This is a genomic window from Sphingomonas sp. 3P27F8 (genome assembly GCF_005502745.1).
Taxonomy (GTDB): domain Bacteria; phylum Pseudomonadota; class Alphaproteobacteria; order Sphingomonadales; family Sphingomonadaceae; genus Sphingomonas.
The window spans coordinates 211,622-226,039 of the sequence record NZ_SCNL01000005.1; the positions used below are offsets into that span (position 1 = coordinate 211,622).

Genomic DNA, 14,418 nt, shown 5'->3' on the forward strand with positions numbered 1-14,418 from the left:
GCATGTGGACCTGGGTCGCGGCATCCGTCCGCGGAACGTCGCACGAGAGGACCGGGACGCGCAGACAGGATGCGTTCCGCTGCTCGCAGGCCGACAACGGTCGAACGCTTGTCGCCGTTGCGTGCGATGGCGCAGGCAGTGCGAGCCGTGGCGGCGAGGGAGCCTCGCTCGTCACCCGGCGTTTGTCACTCGCGGCGCAAGCTCATCTCCGGACTTCGCTCGATCTCCCGTCTGACGAGCTCGTCCGAGATTGGATCGACTCCGTCCGAGACCTGATCGCCGCCGCGGCGGAGCGTCGCGGGCTGCGTCCGCGGGACTTCGCGACCACCCTGATCATGGTCATCGCGAGGGCGGGCCAGACCCTGACGGTCCATGTCGGCGACGGCGCTGCGGTCGGACGGCTGACCGACGATGGACGCTGGGTGTCGCTGAGCTGGCCGGAGAACGGGGAGTTCGCATCTACGACTTTCTTCGTCACGGATGATGTCGGGGTCCGGCTGCGCATTGAGCGGACCGATCGCGATCTCGACCGGATAGCGGTGATGACGGATGGGATCGAACGCCTGGCGCTCGATCTCGCCGGCGGCGTACCGCACGGCCCCTTCTTCCAGGGAATCAGCGAGCCCGTGGCAACGAGCCTAATCGCGGGACGCGATGGTCCGCTGTCCCGCAAGCTGGCGCAGTATCTCTCTTCGGACGCGATCAACACCCGCACGGATGACGACAAGACTCTGATCGTCGCGAGCAGGCGCGGCACGTGACAGCACTCTACATCCGCGGGCGTCCCGTGAGGCTCGGCGAACGGGTTGGTAGAGGCGGCGAAGGCGAGGTCTTCGTCCTGGCGGACCGACCGGATCAGGCGGTCAAGCTCTACAGCAGCCCCGACGACCGCAGGCGCGAGAAGATCGAGGCGATGGTCGCGGCGGGGCTGTCCGCCCGCTCCGACCTGGTCGCCTTCCCGCTTGCCGTGGTCCAAGGGCCAGGCGGCGCGTTCGCGGGCTTCGCGATGCGGCTGGTGCGAGGACACAAGCCCCTCTTCGAGCTCTACGCGCCGGGTGCCCGCAAGGTGGCCTTCCCTGATGTGGACTATCGCTTTCTCGTGCGATCGGCGGCCAACGTGGCCGTGGCCGTAGCCAAGGTGCACGAGGCCGGCGCGGTCGTGGGCGACATCAATCACTCGGGCATCCTCGTCTCAGACAAGGCGACGGCGGCGCTCATAGACGCCGACAGCTTCCAGTTTGGCGAGCGTCACCTCTGCCGCGTCGGCGTGCCAGAATACACTCCTCCCGAACTACAGTCGCGGCGGCTGGACGGCATCGTGAGGACGCCGGAGCACGACGCGTTCGGGCTCGCCGTCGTCATCTTCCAGCTCCTCTTCATGGGACGACACCCCTTCGTCGGCCGTTATCGTGGAAGCGGAGACATGCCTATCGAGCGGGCGATCGCGGAGCACCGCTTCGCCTATTCGGCCAAGGGGCGGAGCGACATGTCGCCGCCGCCCGGGGCCGCCCGTCTGCAGGATTTCCCAGACGAAATCCGCGCCATGTTCGAGGCGGCGTTCGGCGGAAACGCGAGCGCCCGACCGCGTGCTCCGCAGTGGGCCGACGCCCTGCGCCGGCTGGAGGGCAGCCTGTCGCGGTGCTCCACGAACGACATCCACTACTTTCCCAGTGCGGCGGGTGGATGCCCGTGGTGCAGGATGGAGCGCGAATCAGGGATCGTGCTGTTCGTCGCGCCTCTCCCAAAGGGGGCGACGCGATCCGATCCGGGCGCCGCCGGCTTTGATCTTGCCGGCGTCTGGAAGAGCATACAGGCGGTCAGGCTCCCCGCGCTCGACGGGCTGTCCCCTCCTGTGACGCAGACCGCACTGCAACCCAGCAGCGAGGTTGCGGCTTTTGCAGGCGCGGTACGAACCCGGCGTCGCTCAGGTCTTGCTGTGCTGCTCGTGGCGGCGGCGCTGCTCGGCTGGTCGGGCGACTTGTGGCTGCTCTGCCTGCCGCTCGCCTGGTGGGGTTACCATCTCACTTGGCAGGGCGGCTCTGATCTGCGGCGCTTCACCGAACGTCACGGCCGAGCGCGATCTGCATACGATGCAGCGATCGTAGACTGGCGCAAGCGCGTCGGCATTGAGGAAGTCATCGCACGGCGCCGGACGCTTGAGAACGCCAAAACTACCTACGACGGTCTGCCCAGCGAGGAGAAGCGACGGCTGGCGGAACTGACGACCAAGCGCAGGGAAAATCAGTTGCGGCGGCACATGGAAAGTTTTCCGCTTAGGCGCGCAAAGATCCGGGGGATCGGTGCCGGCAAGCTCGCGACGCTGGCGTCCTACGGTATCGACACCGCCGCGCAGGTCAGGCGCGACCGGGTGCTGGCGATCCCAGGCTTCGGTCCCGTCAACTCGCAGGAACTGCTCGCGTGGCGCGCATCGGTGGAGAGCCGCTTCGTCTACAATCCGTCACCGACGCAGCAGGATCGCCAAGACGAGGATAGGGTCCGTCGGGAGATCGCGAACGAGGCCAGCAGGCTACGCGGCGAGCTGTCCGCGGGGGCAGCCGACCTGCGTGCGGCCGGAGCGGTCGTAGAGCGGCGCATGGCCGCGTCGGACTCGATGGTCGATCGGGCTTACCACGATCTTGAGCAGGCACGCATCGACTTGGAAGCCCTAGGCGCAGCAGCTCCGATGATCGCGCCGAGTCCTTCCCCGCTTCGTCGGTTGTAGGCGCGGAGGAGCAACGTGAAGGGCGCCTAGTTCTTCGAACCTAGGGGCAGCCGCGCTAACATGCCCCCGGTGCGGTGGTTCCCCAGGTGCGTCGGGCGGCGCGTTCAGGCGCACGCGCCGGCAAACCCTTTCAAGGATGTGCTTTGGTATTCACCCTGCCGGGGCACTCAAGCGCTCTAAATCGACGTTCGGTACCGATCCCGGCAAAATCTGGACAGGCACTCGCGGTCCAGAGCTTAAGCGTGCTGATATGGAAAGGAGCGCCCGCTTCAGTGCTCAGAATGCGAGGCGCAACTGGCGATCATCGTGCGCAATGTGGCGCCAACGAATATCTGCTTGCTGCGTCACCCGAACAAGCGGCTGCCTGACGAGACGCCGCTAGGAGCGGCTGGACCTTAAACGCCAAGCAGCCGTGTGATCTGCGGCTGGCGCATTCGCTGCGATACTAAGCAGCGCACAATCGCTCTTCTCGATTCACCGCGACAGCTGTCGCGGTCCTCACGCTCGGAGGAATGCCGCCTTCCTTTGAGATGCGACCTGCCGCGAGGGCCTTCGCCGTTGCCGCGACGGCAGGTTCTGAGAGGCGCACCGTGCGTTCCAACGCAGCCTCAAGGCTTCCAATTACGGATGCACGCGACTTACGCTCGAGCTGGAAGGGGTCATCCTGCTGGAGCAGAACATGACCAACGAAGTGCAAACGCCGACTCGACTGATCAGGCTGCCGGAGGTCAAGCTCCGCACCGGGCTTGCTCGGTCTTCGATCTACAGAATGATGGAGGATGGCTGCTTCCCTCGCCCTCGCAAGCTGGGGCCACGCGCCGTCGCGTGGATGGTAAGCGATATCGACCATTGGATCGACAGTCGCCCTTCGAAGCAGGTCCGATAGAACTCGAGGGCAGAGGAAAGAGGGCGTAAGATCGGTGAACTGGAGGCGAACGTGACCGAGTCACTCAGCAAAGCCGCGACACCTCATCTCCCCGCTGGAGGAGGTGTGTTACCTAGAATGTTACCTAGAGCCACTCGGGTGAGGGATGGCCCCTGCTAACCCGTTGAAAAATGGCGCGCCCGGAACGATTCGAACGTCCGACCCTCAGATTCGTAGTCTGATGCTCTATCCAGCTGAGCTACGGGCGCTTGGGAGGCGCTCCTTTAGAAGGGGGTTTCGAGTTGCGCAAGAGCGTTGCGTACACTTTTCTCGCCTCGTAGAGCGCGAAGGGATGAAGCAATTCCTTCCCCTTGCGCTTATGGCAGCCTTGCTGGCCGGATGCGCCGAGCGCGATTATCCCTCGCTGCTGCCGCGATCCGGCGAGCAGCTCGATTTTCGCGAGCCACTCGCCCCGGCGCCAACTCCGGTGACCGCGGACCCCGCGCTCGATTCACGGATCAGCACCGCGCAGGCTGCCGTGAAGGAGGCAGGCGACGCTTTCGATACGGCGAGTGCGCGGGCCGACCGGCTGACCAGCGCCGCCGCGCGCGCGCCGGCCGGCAGCGATGCGTGGCTTGAGGCACAGACCGCCCTTGCCGACCTCGACGCAGCACGCGCGCGGCAGGTTGATGCGCTTACGGATCTGGAACAGCTGGCCTCCGATCGCGCCGTCACGCTCGCCCCGCCTTATCCGGCGCTCGATCGCGCGGTCGAGGCGGCGCAGGCGGCCGCTGAAGCTTCTGCCACACGAATCGCGACGATGCAGCGTCGGCTCGCTCCGGCGAATTGAGCCCGCGTCAGCAAGGGCGAGTGATACGATACGTCAGATGGCGACGCAGCGGGTCGTGCAGGTCGAGCGCGGGATGATCGAAATCACCCGCAGCATCGCGCGACATGCCAAGGCAGATCATCAAGCCCCAGCTCCGCTCATTCGCCGGCACGGTTATCGCCGAGACGCGCGGCCATTCAGTCGTGGCCCAGCCATGATCGAGCGATGCCTCCGCTGCCTCCAGCGCATAGCCCTGCCCCCACGCGGCGCGTGCCAGTCGCCAGCCGATTTCCGGCTCGTCAGCTACCGGCGTACCGGCGGGGCCAGGCTTGATCCCGCAAAACCCTAGAAACGCCCCGTCGGCGCGCCGCTCGATCGCCCAGAAGCAGGTGCCGATCTCGTCAGCGAGCGCGTTCTGCCCCTCGATCACGGCCATGCAATCCGCGCGCGACATCGGCGGCCCGAGAAAGCGCATCACCTCCGCATCCCGCCCCATCGCAAAGAACGGCTCGGCATCCGCATCGCGCCAGCGCCTTAAAAGAAGGCGCGCCGTTTCGATCACGGTCGCTCGATCCGATAGGTTACGGTGTCGCGTAGCGGATCGTCGGCCGCGAAGAGCGGGTGCATGAAGTCCATCGCCGGCAAATGCGACATCCCAAGTCGCTCCATCAGCTTGCGGCTCCTGGCGTTTCGTCGCGCCGTTATCGCAACGATCGCGTCCGCGTCGCCGTTCGTCCAGCCCCAGGCGATGCTCGCCGCAGCCGCCTCGCGCGCATAGCCCGAACCCCAAAAGGGCGCTGCCAGCGTCCAGCCCACCTCGAGCATGCCAGCGATCGGCGTGTCCGGGGCGCCCGGTTTCAGCCCGCAGAACCCGATAGTGGCGCCGCTGTCACGCTGTTCGACGACGAAGAAACCCAACGGATGGTATGATGCGTGGCGTGCCAGCGCCGCATCGCTGTCCTCAGCGCTCTTCAGTGCGCCGAGATCGCCCATCACACGCGGATCGGCCCACATCGCGTGAAGCGGCGCGCGGTCGCGCCCCTCGAAGCGACGCAGAATCAGGCGCTCCGTCTGGATCATGCATTGAGCAACCTTGCCGCATGAGCGGCGTGATAGGTCAGGATGCCCGAACATCCGGCACGACGCATCGCCACAAGAGTCTCGAGCACCAGCGCGTCGCGATCAGCGGCACCCGCCGCCGCCGCCGCCTCGATCATCGCATATTCGCCGGATACCTGATAGGCGAACACCGGCACGCCGAATGTCTCCTTAACCCGCCAGACGATGTCGAGATAGGGCAGGCCCGGTTTCACCATCACGCTGTCGGCCCCCTCCGCAAGGTCCATCCGCACTTCGCGTAGCGCCTCGTCGCCGTTGGCATAGTCCATCTGATAGGTCTTCTTGTCGCCCTTCAGCAGCCCGCGGCTCCCGACAGCATCACGGAACGGGCCATAGAAGGCGCTGGCGTATTTCGCGGCATAGGCCATGATCTGGACATTGACGTGCCCCGCCCCCTCAAGCGCGGCGCGGATCGTGCCGATGCGGCCGTCCATCATGTCCGATGGCGCAATGATATCGGCGCCCGCCGCTGCCTGGTTGAGCGATTGGCCGACAAGCACCTCCACCGTCGCGTCGTTGAGGACATAGCCGGCGGTATCGACCAGCCCGTCATGGCCATGCGCGGTATAGGGATCGAGCGCCACATCGGTCAGGATCCCCACTTCGGGCACCGCATCCTTTATCGCGCGGATCGCGCGGCACATCAGATTGTCGGGGTTGAGCGCCTCGCGCCCGTCATCCGTACGCAGGCTCGCCGGCGTGTTCGGAAAAAGCGCAAGGCACGGAATGCCGAGATCAAGCGCCTCTTTGGCGCGCGCGACGATGCCGTCGACCGACCAACGCGATACGCCCGGCAGGCTTGGGATCGGCTCCTCCACGCCGTGGCCGTCAGTGATGAAAAGGGGCCAGATCAGGTCGGCAGCTGTCAGCAGAGTCTCGCGATGCAGCCGACGGCTCCAGTCGGCTGTACGTGTGCGGCGAAGGCGAAGCGCGGGAAATGGGGCGTGCATAGCGCCATGCGACATGCGCCTTCGCGCCGCGCCGGGCAAGCGTTACGGAGCCGAAACCGATGCTGGTGCGTTCCCCCGCCCATGACCGGGATCAAAAGCGCCGCCCTCATCGTCAACGCCAAATCGCGCAAAGGGCAGAAGCTGTTCAAACGCGCCTGCCGTCGGCTGGACGAATTGCCATTCCCGGTGGACGCGCACGCAGTCGAGAACCCCGAGCATCTGGAGCGAACCGTGCGACGCGCGCTCGCGAAAAAGCCGGACCTGGTGATCCTCGGCGGCGGGGATGGCACCATCAGCGGGCTGGTCGACCTTCTGGTGGGCAAGGATGTGATCCTGGGGGTGCTACCGCTCGGCACCGCCAATTCCTTCGCGCGCACCCTCGGCATCCCGCTCGACATCGATGGAGCGATAGACGTACTCGCCAATGGCAGGCCGCGCCGGATCGACCTCGGCATGATCGATGACGATTATTTCGCCAATTGTGCGGCGATGGGGATCAGCCCGCAGATAGCTGAAACGGTGCCGCATCGGCTGAAGCGCTATTTCGGCCGGGTCGGCTATCTCGGCTGGGCCGCCTATCAGTTCACGCATTTCAAGCCGTTCACGCTGATCGTCGATGACGGCAGCGGCGAGAAGCGCATGCGGGTCGTGGAGGTGCGGATCTCGAATGGCCCGTATCACGGCGGCACCTGGCTGGTGGACGAAGCGAAGGTCGATTCAGGCCAGATCGTGGTTCAGGCCGTCACCGGCCGCTACAAGCGCGGGCTCGTGAAGAACTGGGCAGCCAGCTTCGTCGGGCATGAGTCGCGACATCACGATACGATCAGCTTCACCGGCAAATCCCTGAAAATATCCACCGAGCCGCCGCTGCCGATTTCGATCGACGGCGAAATTCTCGCCCGCACGCCGGTGACGGCACATATTGCCGCAGGGGCGATCGACGTAATGGCGCCGCTGGAGCAGCCTAGACCGCCGGCTTGAAATTACTGCCAGGCTCGATATCGGCATGGCTGCGCTCGGCGACCTGCTCTTCGACCACGAGCAGCCCGCCGCGCCGCCACGGGCCATATAGATAATAAAGCACCGCGAGCAGGAGGTTCATTATCGAGCCCAGCGGAAAGCTCCACCACAAAGCATCCGCGCCCCAGACCGGATCCAGCAACAGCGCAATTCCCAGACGAACCGGAAACATCGAAATCGCCAGAATCACCAGCGGCCCCCACACCGCACCATTTGCGCGAACCGTGCCGAACAGGATCATCGTCGCGCCGAACAGGATCAGGCCCCAGGTGACGATCAGATTGATATGCTGCGCGACGTGCACCGCCGGGCTGCCTGCGCCGATAAACAGGCTAAGCAGCGCACGGTCGAACAGCAGCGCCGCTATGACCATCGTTCCCGTCATCAGCAGATTGAACACCAGGCCCGCGCGCGTGATCCGAGTCACGCGATCCCACCGACCCGCGCCAATATTCTGCGCTGCCATGGCAGAAACCGCCGCGCCGATCGCCATCGCCGGCATCTGCACGTAATTCCATAGTTGCTGGGTGATGCCGTATGCGGCGATCGTATCGATGCCGTGCCGGTTGACCAGCCCGATCATCACCAGCGAAGACGTGGACAGCACCAGCATCTGCGCCCCAATCGGAAGACCTTTGCCAACGATCGTTCGCACCAGCGCTGGATCCGGCAGGATATAGCGTAGTTCCGCTCCTTTGAGACGAAGCGGAAGGTTGCGGGTCTGGATGTGCAGCACCAGCGCCGCCAGCGCGACGACATTGGCGATCAGCGTCGCCAGCGCCGATCCGGCGATGCCGAGCCGGGGAAACGGTCCGACCCCCATGATGAGGAGCGGGTTCAGCCCCGCATTAAGCACCACGCATAGCGCCATGAACCACAAGGGCGTCACCGAATCGCCCGTGCCGCGCAGCCCCATGAACATCAGCACCAGCAGCATCGATGCCGGCAAGGCGAGGAAGATAACCCGAAGATAGGCCAGCGCAGGCACGAACGCGCCCGCCGGCGTGGCGAGCAGGTGGAGAATTTCCGGCGCGAACGCCCAGCCGAGCGCTGCCACCACGATCGCCGTGCCAAGCACCAGCCCGATCGCGGAGCCGAACGCGCGCCGCGCCGCATCCACATCGCGCCGGCCCCAGTTCTGGCCGACCATGATCGTCGCGGCCATGCCGAAGCCGAACACCGCGCCGAACGTCAGGAACATGATGATGTTCGCGTTCGAGGTCGCCGCGAGAGCCCCCTCCCCCAGAAACCGCCCGACCCAGATCGCATTGACCGAGCCGTTGAGCGACTGGAGGATATTCGATGCCAGCGTGGGCAGCGCAAACAGCAGCAGCGCGCGCCCGATCGGCCCGCTCGTGAGGTTACGCGCATGGCCGTGCGGGGCGGCGGGCGGCGCTTGCTTCATGTCCTGATCCGCCACCTGCGCCAGACTCCTCAAGGGCGGAAACGGCGCCGCCTGTCGCCCGTCCTGCTAACGCCGGCCGCGCGCCGGCGAATATCTTATCCTAGCCGCGCCAGCGCCGCCCCGAGCCGCTCTGCCTCGGCGGCCTTCTCCGCATGATCGGCGCGCGCCTTTTCCACCGCTTCCGGCTTGGCCCGCTCAACGAAACTCGGGTTGCCGAGCCGCCCCGCCAGCGCATCCCGTTCCTTCTCCGCCGCCGCGATCGCCTTGGCGAGCCGCGCGCGTTCGGTGTCGAGATCGATCACTTCGCCCAGACCGAGCCGATAGGTCGCCTCATCCACCACGACTTGCGCGCTGCCGCCCGTCACCTCGCCCGGCGCGATCCGCGCGAGGCGGGCGATCGTGGCGGCGTTGCGCTCAAGCCGCGCGCTGGTTTCCGCGCCCGGTTCGGAAACGGCATATGGCAGTCGCGCACCGGGTGGCACATTGAGTTCAGTTCGGCTCGAACGAACATCGCTCACCAGCCGGATCAGCCAATCCACCTCGGCCGCAGCGGCCGGATCGATCGCGCGCGCATCCGGTATGGGCCATTTCGCGACGATCAGTTCATGTTCCCGCGGGCTGAGCGCGTGCCACAGTTCCTCGGTGATGAATGGCATGAACGGATGCAACACCACCAGCACCTGATCGAGCACCCAGCCCGCCACCGCGCGCGTCTCGTCATCGATCTGGCCCTTGATCAGTTCCAGATACCAGTCGCAGAACTGGCTCCACACGAAATGATAGATGGCGTTCGCGGCGGCATCGAAGCGCAGTTCCGCCAGCGCCAGATCGACCGACTGGATCGCCTTCACGCACTCGCCGACGATCCACTTGTTGACCGCCGCGTTCGCCGCGGGCGGCTCCAGCGTCGTCGAGCCGCCGATGCCATTGGCCTGGCAGAAGCGGCTGGCGTTCCACAGCTTGGTCGCGAAGTTGCGATATCCCTCGACGCGCTTCTCGTCCATCTTGATGTCGCGGCCCTGGCTCTCCATCGCCGCCATGAAGAAGCGCAGCGCATCCGCGCCATATTTATCGATCAGCCCGAGCGGATCGACCGTATTGCCCTTCGATTTGGACATCTTCGCGCCATCGGCGGCGCGGACCAGCCCGTGTAGATAAAGCGTGCGGAACGGCACATCCTTCATGAAATGCAGGCCCTGCATCATCATGCGGGCGTCCCAGAAGAACAGGATGTCGAAGCCGGAAATCAGCACGTCATTGGGGTAGCGGCCGTGGAGCGTGGGGTCGGCATCCTCCGGCCAGCCCATCGTGGCGAACGGCCAGAGCGCGGAGGAGAACCAGGTGTCGAGGACGTCGGGGTCGCGATAGATAACCTTACGCTCGGGTAATTCCCCTATCCCCCCCGGCGACCGAAACGCCTTGTCAGCGTCTACGACATCTACCTCGACACCTGCACCGTAATATTCTTGGGCCTGAGCGAGCGCATGATCCTCGGTTTCCGCGACGAAGATTTTTGTGCCGAAACTAAAAGTCCGGACCGCTGGATTTTCGTCTTCCGCTTTAGCGGGCCCAAACCACGCCGGGATGCGGTGCCCCCACCACAATTGCCGCGAGACGCACCACGGCTGGATATTCTCCATCCAGTTGAAATACGTCTTCTCCCACGTCTTCGGCACGATGCGCGTCTTGCCGGAGGTCACCGCCTCGATCGCCGGTTTCGCCAGCGTCGCGGCGTCGACATACCATTGATCCGTCAGCCACGGCTCGATCACCTCGCCGGAGCGGTCTCCATAGGGCGTCTGGATCACGCGATCCTCGATGCGCTCCAGAAAGCCCTCGTCCTCAAGCCGCTGCACCACCTGCTTGCGCGCCTGGAAGCGGTCGATGCCAATCAGGTCCGCCGGGATCAGGTCGTCCGCCACCTGCGTCACCTGCGCCTTGGCATCGAGCATGTTGAGCATGTCGCGCGCCTCGATCCCGGCGCGGCGGCCGACCTCGAAGTCGTTGAAATCATGCCCCGGCGTGATCTTCACGGCGCCCGATCCGAGTTCGGGATCGGCGTGCTCGTCGGGGATGATCGGGATCAGCCGGCCGGTGATCGGCAGCTTCACGCGCTTGTCGATCAGCGCCTTGTACCGCTCATCCTCCGGGTTCACCGCGACGGCCATGTCGGCCAGCATCGTTTCGGGCCGCGTCGTCGCGACCGAGATGAAGCCGCTGCCGTCCTCCAGCGGATAGCGCAGGTGCCAGAACTTGCCCTGAACCTCGCGGGTCTCGACCTCCAGATCGCTGATCGCGGTGCCGAGGCCCGGGTCCCAGTTCACCAGGCGCTTGTCGCGATAGATCAGGCCCTGCCGGTGCAGATCGACGAACACCTTCAGCACCGCCTTGCTGAAGCCCTCGTCCATCGTGAAACGTTCGTTCGCCCAGTCCATCGAGCAGCCGAGGCGGCGGAGCTGGCGCGTGATCGCGCCGCCGCTTTCCGCCTTCCATTCCCACACCTTGGCGACGAAATCCTCACGCGAGAAATTGGTGCGCTTCTCCTGCCGCTCGGCCATCTGGCGCTCGACCACCATCTGCGTCGCAATGCCTGCGTGATCGGTGCCGACCACCCACAAGGCATCCTTGCCCTTCAACCGCGCGTGGCGGACGAGGATATCCTGCAGGGTGTTGTCCAGCGCATGCCCGATGTGCAGCGATCCGGTCACATTGGGCGGCGGGTTGACGATCGTCCAGGGTTCCGCGCCAGGCCGGTCTGGACGGAACAGGCCATTATCCTCCCAATGGCTATACCAGCGGGATTCGATTGCGGCGGGATCAAAGGTCTTGGGCAGTTCGGTCATGCCCCGGCTTTAGCCGGGACACGCCAAAAGAAAAGCCGCGCTATCGCGCGCCGTTCCCTGTCCACTTGCCCATCCAGCCCAGCACCTCGCGATACCATTGCCGCGAATTGCGCGGTTTCAGCACCCAGTGGTTCTCGTTGGGGTTCACTATCAACCGCGAGGGTATATCGCGGCGCTGCAGCGCGGTGAAGGCGGCGAGGCCCTGTGTATAAGGAATGCGGAAATCCTTCTCGCCGGTGATGACGAGCATCGGCGTCTTCCACCTGTCGACGTAATTCACCGGATTCCATTTCTCGAACGCGGCCGGATCCTCGTAATAGGCCTTGCCGCCGTGCTCCCATTCGTCGAACCACAGCTCCTCGGTTTCGTAGGCCATGGCCCGGGCATCGAACACGCCGTCGTGCTGAACGATGCACTTGAAGCGATCGGGCCACTGGCCCTCGATCCAGTTCATCATATAGCCGCCATAAGAGGCGCCAAGCGCGCACGCGTTATTGGCGTCCATCCACGGGAATTTATCCGTCGCGGCGGCGAGGCCCTTCTTCAGATCCTCCAGCGGCCAGCCGCCCCAATTGCTGCGGATCGCATCCGTGAACGCTTGCCCGTAGCCGGTCGAGCCGTGGAAATCGACCGCGACCAGGCCATAACCCGCACCCGCGAACACCGCCGGATTCCAGCGATAGGACCAGCTGTTGTTTGAAGAACCCTGCGGACCGCCGTGCACCATATAAGCGATCGGCGCCTTGCCGGTGATGCCGACCGGCTTCACCGCATAGCCCCACACAGTATCGTTATTCGCGCCCTTGAAGCTGAATCGCGTCACCTCCGGCATATCCACGCCAGCCAGCTTCGCCGCGTTGACGGAGGTCAGGCGTTCCGGAGCACCCGTGCCGGTGATGCGATAGAAATCATCCGGTGCGGTGAGGCTGTTCATCGTCACGATCACGCCGCCCGGCGTGACGCTGACGGAAGAGACATTGCCCTCCTGCGTCAGGCGGGTGAGTTGACCGTTCTGCGCATCGACGCGCCACAGCGGATTTTCCTGCGTGTCCTCCGCCGTGACGTAGAGCGATTTCGAATCGGGCGCCCAGGCGATCGAGCCGACCGAGCGATCCCAGCGTTCGGTGAGCGACACCGTCTTGCCGGAGGCCAGATCGCGAATCGTCAGCACCTGACGGTCCGCCTCATAGCCGGGACGACGCATCGCGAACCACGCCAGCCTGCGCCCATCCGGCGAAACGACCGGCTGATTGTCAGTCGCCTTGTTGGCAACGGTAAGGTTCACCGGCGCGCCGCTGCCATCGGCTGGCACCGCGAAGATATCGAGATTGGTGGACAGCGGCTCGATTCGCCCCGCCTCGCGCATCGCGAGATAGATCGTCCTGCCGTCTGGTGACCAGCTCAGCTCCTCGCCGCCGCCGGAAGGTTTCGAAGGCGTGTCGCCGACCAGCGCACCGACGATCGCTTTGCCATTGCCGGGCGCTCCGGCCGACGAAAGCGGAAGGACGAAAAGTTGCGAGCGCGTGCCGTCCGCCCATGTGTCCCAGTGTCGCACGAAAAGCTGATCGTAGGTTCGTGCTTCGCCGGCGTTCGGGTCTTTCTTTTCCCTGGCCGGCTCGAGCGACGGCGCGCCGGGGCGGCGGTCAGCCCAGACGACGACACGGTCGCCGGTAGGTGCCACCTTGAACCCGCCGAAACCGCCCTTGAAATCGGTGATCCGGCGCGGCGTGCCCCCCGTAACGGGCACAGCCCAGATCGCATCATCGCCACCGCGATCGGACGAGAAATAAACGGTATCGCCGACGATCTGCGGGTTGCTTTCGTTCACCGCCGGATCCGCGACCAGCTTCTCGGGCTGCGCGCCGCGCTTCGTCAGGTCGAGTTTCCAGAGATCAAACCGCCCCTTGTTGGCAGCGAGATCGGTTTCGCGCTGCGACCAGACAAGCCATTTGCCATTGGCGGAAACGGTCGGCGAGCTGACACGCGACAGCATTGTCACGTCGTCGATGGTGAGCGGGCGCGCCGAGGCGGGAACAGCGACGGCAGTGGCGATGGCGAGCAGACTCGCGACGGAAAGCGCTTTCATGCCGCAAAGATAGAGCAGATCGTCTCTTCTGCGACAATCTTTCCGTGCGCGATTCGCGCGGCGATCAGCGGCCGGTGTTCGTGATCTTCGCGATTTCGCGGGCCACGATCGATTCGACTATCACCGGCAGGTTCGAGTCGAGCCAATCGCGCAGCATCGGGCGCAACATCTCGCGCACCAGCCCCTCAAGCGTGCCATCGCTTTCCGGCTCCGGCTTCACCAGCAATCGCGATAATGCGTCGAGCGCGCCGCGCGTGGCATCGGCTGTCTGCTGCGACACAATGGCCTCGCCTTTGCGTATCGGTTGTTCTGGGGGGGCAAAAGAGGCTGTCGCCACTGGCGGCGGTGATTCGGGCACGGTCGGCATGGGATGGCTCAGCTCCAGCACCTCTTCCGGCTCGTTGGCGGGCGGCGGGGGAACGATCGAGGGAACAGGCCGGACCGACGGGCGGCGGGACCGCTGCACACTCTCTCCCTCTTCGGCGATGATCCGTTTGATCGAGGACAGAATGTCCTCCATCGACGGCTCGGCGCTAGCGTCCCCCATACGCGACGTTCCACCATTGCTTCGCGAACGCG

The 14,418-nt window shown here is 65.0% G+C and carries 12 protein-coding genes and 1 tRNA gene; 5 read left to right on the top strand and 8 right to left on the bottom strand.

The genetic code is table 11. The features are described from left to right. Positions 1 to 2: 2 nt before the first annotated feature. The 3 genes from FFS35_RS08305 to FFS35_RS08315 all read left to right on the top strand — a co-directional run bounded on the left by FFS35_RS08305 (position 3) and on the right by FFS35_RS08315 (position 3,608). Positions 3 to 761 carry a PP2C family serine/threonine-protein phosphatase gene (locus FFS35_RS08305; protein WP_096614238.1) on the top strand — a complete coding sequence of 253 codons (759 nt, stop codon included), beginning with the start codon at positions 3 to 5 and terminating at the stop codon, positions 759 to 761. Further along, on the top strand, positions 758 to 2,722 hold the full coding sequence (locus FFS35_RS08310; protein WP_096614241.1) for a hypothetical protein: 1,965 nt from the start codon (positions 758 to 760) through the stop codon (positions 2,720 to 2,722). The genes FFS35_RS08305 and FFS35_RS08310 overlap by 4 nt, the downstream gene beginning before the upstream one ends. A 679-nt stretch (positions 2,723 to 3,401) precedes the next feature. Beyond that, complete coding sequence (locus tag FFS35_RS08315; RefSeq protein WP_096613649.1) at positions 3,402 to 3,608, top strand: AlpA family transcriptional regulator; 207 nt, start codon at positions 3,402 to 3,404, stop codon at positions 3,606 to 3,608. A 171-nt stretch (positions 3,609 to 3,779) separates the two neighbouring features. Here the strand turns inward: FFS35_RS08315 and FFS35_RS08320 are convergent. Further along, positions 3,780 to 3,856, bottom strand: a tRNA-Arg gene (locus FFS35_RS08320). 83 nt (positions 3,857 to 3,939) lie between these two features. Here FFS35_RS08320 and FFS35_RS08325 point away from each other — a divergent pair. Beyond that, on the top strand, positions 3,940 to 4,437 hold the full coding sequence (locus FFS35_RS08325; RefSeq protein WP_137786614.1) for a hypothetical protein: 498 nt from the start codon (positions 3,940 to 3,942) through the stop codon (positions 4,435 to 4,437). Between the two features lie 7 nt (positions 4,438 to 4,444). Here the strand turns inward: FFS35_RS08325 and FFS35_RS08330 are convergent, their stop codons facing one another. The 3 genes from FFS35_RS08330 to hemB are packed head-to-tail and all read right to left on the bottom strand — an operon-like array spanning position 4,445 to position 6,485. Continuing rightward, a complete protein-coding gene (locus FFS35_RS08330) occupies positions 4,445 to 4,978 on the bottom strand; it encodes a GNAT family N-acetyltransferase (RefSeq protein ID WP_137786615.1) in 534 nt (177 codons plus the stop codon). Then, positions 4,975 to 5,496 carry a GNAT family N-acetyltransferase gene (locus FFS35_RS08335; RefSeq protein ID WP_137786616.1) on the bottom strand — a complete coding sequence of 174 codons (522 nt, stop codon included), beginning with the start codon at positions 5,494 to 5,496 and terminating at the stop codon, positions 4,975 to 4,977. The genes FFS35_RS08330 and FFS35_RS08335 overlap by 4 nt, the downstream gene beginning before the upstream one ends. Further along, positions 5,493 to 6,485, bottom strand: a complete 993-nt coding sequence (gene hemB, locus FFS35_RS08340) for a porphobilinogen synthase (protein ID WP_137786617.1) — start codon at positions 6,483 to 6,485, stop codon at positions 5,493 to 5,495. Before hemB ends, FFS35_RS08335 begins: the two co-directional genes overlap by 4 nt. A gap of 81 nt (positions 6,486 to 6,566) precedes the next feature. Between hemB and FFS35_RS08345 the strand changes: the two genes are divergently transcribed. After that, a complete protein-coding gene (locus FFS35_RS08345) occupies positions 6,567 to 7,466 on the top strand; it encodes a YegS/Rv2252/BmrU family lipid kinase (RefSeq protein WP_137786618.1) in 900 nt (299 codons plus the stop codon). Here FFS35_RS08345 and FFS35_RS08350 read toward each other — a convergent pair. The 4 genes from FFS35_RS08350 to FFS35_RS08365 all read right to left on the bottom strand — a co-directional run bounded on the left by FFS35_RS08350 (position 7,450) and on the right by FFS35_RS08365 (position 14,386). Next, on the bottom strand, positions 7,450 to 8,910 hold the full coding sequence (locus tag FFS35_RS08350) for an MATE family efflux transporter (RefSeq protein ID WP_137786619.1): 1,461 nt from the start codon (positions 8,908 to 8,910) through the stop codon (positions 7,450 to 7,452). The genes FFS35_RS08345 and FFS35_RS08350 overlap by 17 nt on opposite strands. 95 nt (positions 8,911 to 9,005) lie before the next feature. Further along, positions 9,006 to 11,753, bottom strand: a complete 2,748-nt coding sequence (locus FFS35_RS08355) for a valine--tRNA ligase (RefSeq protein ID WP_137786620.1) — start codon at positions 11,751 to 11,753, stop codon at positions 9,006 to 9,008. Positions 11,754 to 11,793: 40 nt separating this feature from the next. After that, on the bottom strand, positions 11,794 to 13,839 hold the full coding sequence (locus tag FFS35_RS08360; RefSeq protein WP_137786621.1) for a S9 family peptidase: 2,046 nt from the start codon (positions 13,837 to 13,839) through the stop codon (positions 11,794 to 11,796). A gap of 64 nt (positions 13,840 to 13,903) precedes the next feature. Further along, positions 13,904 to 14,386 (bottom strand): DUF2497 domain-containing protein, encoded by a 483-nt coding sequence (locus FFS35_RS08365; RefSeq protein WP_171007565.1) that lies wholly within the window; start codon positions 14,384 to 14,386, stop codon positions 13,904 to 13,906. Positions 14,387 to 14,418: the final 32 nt, after the last annotated feature.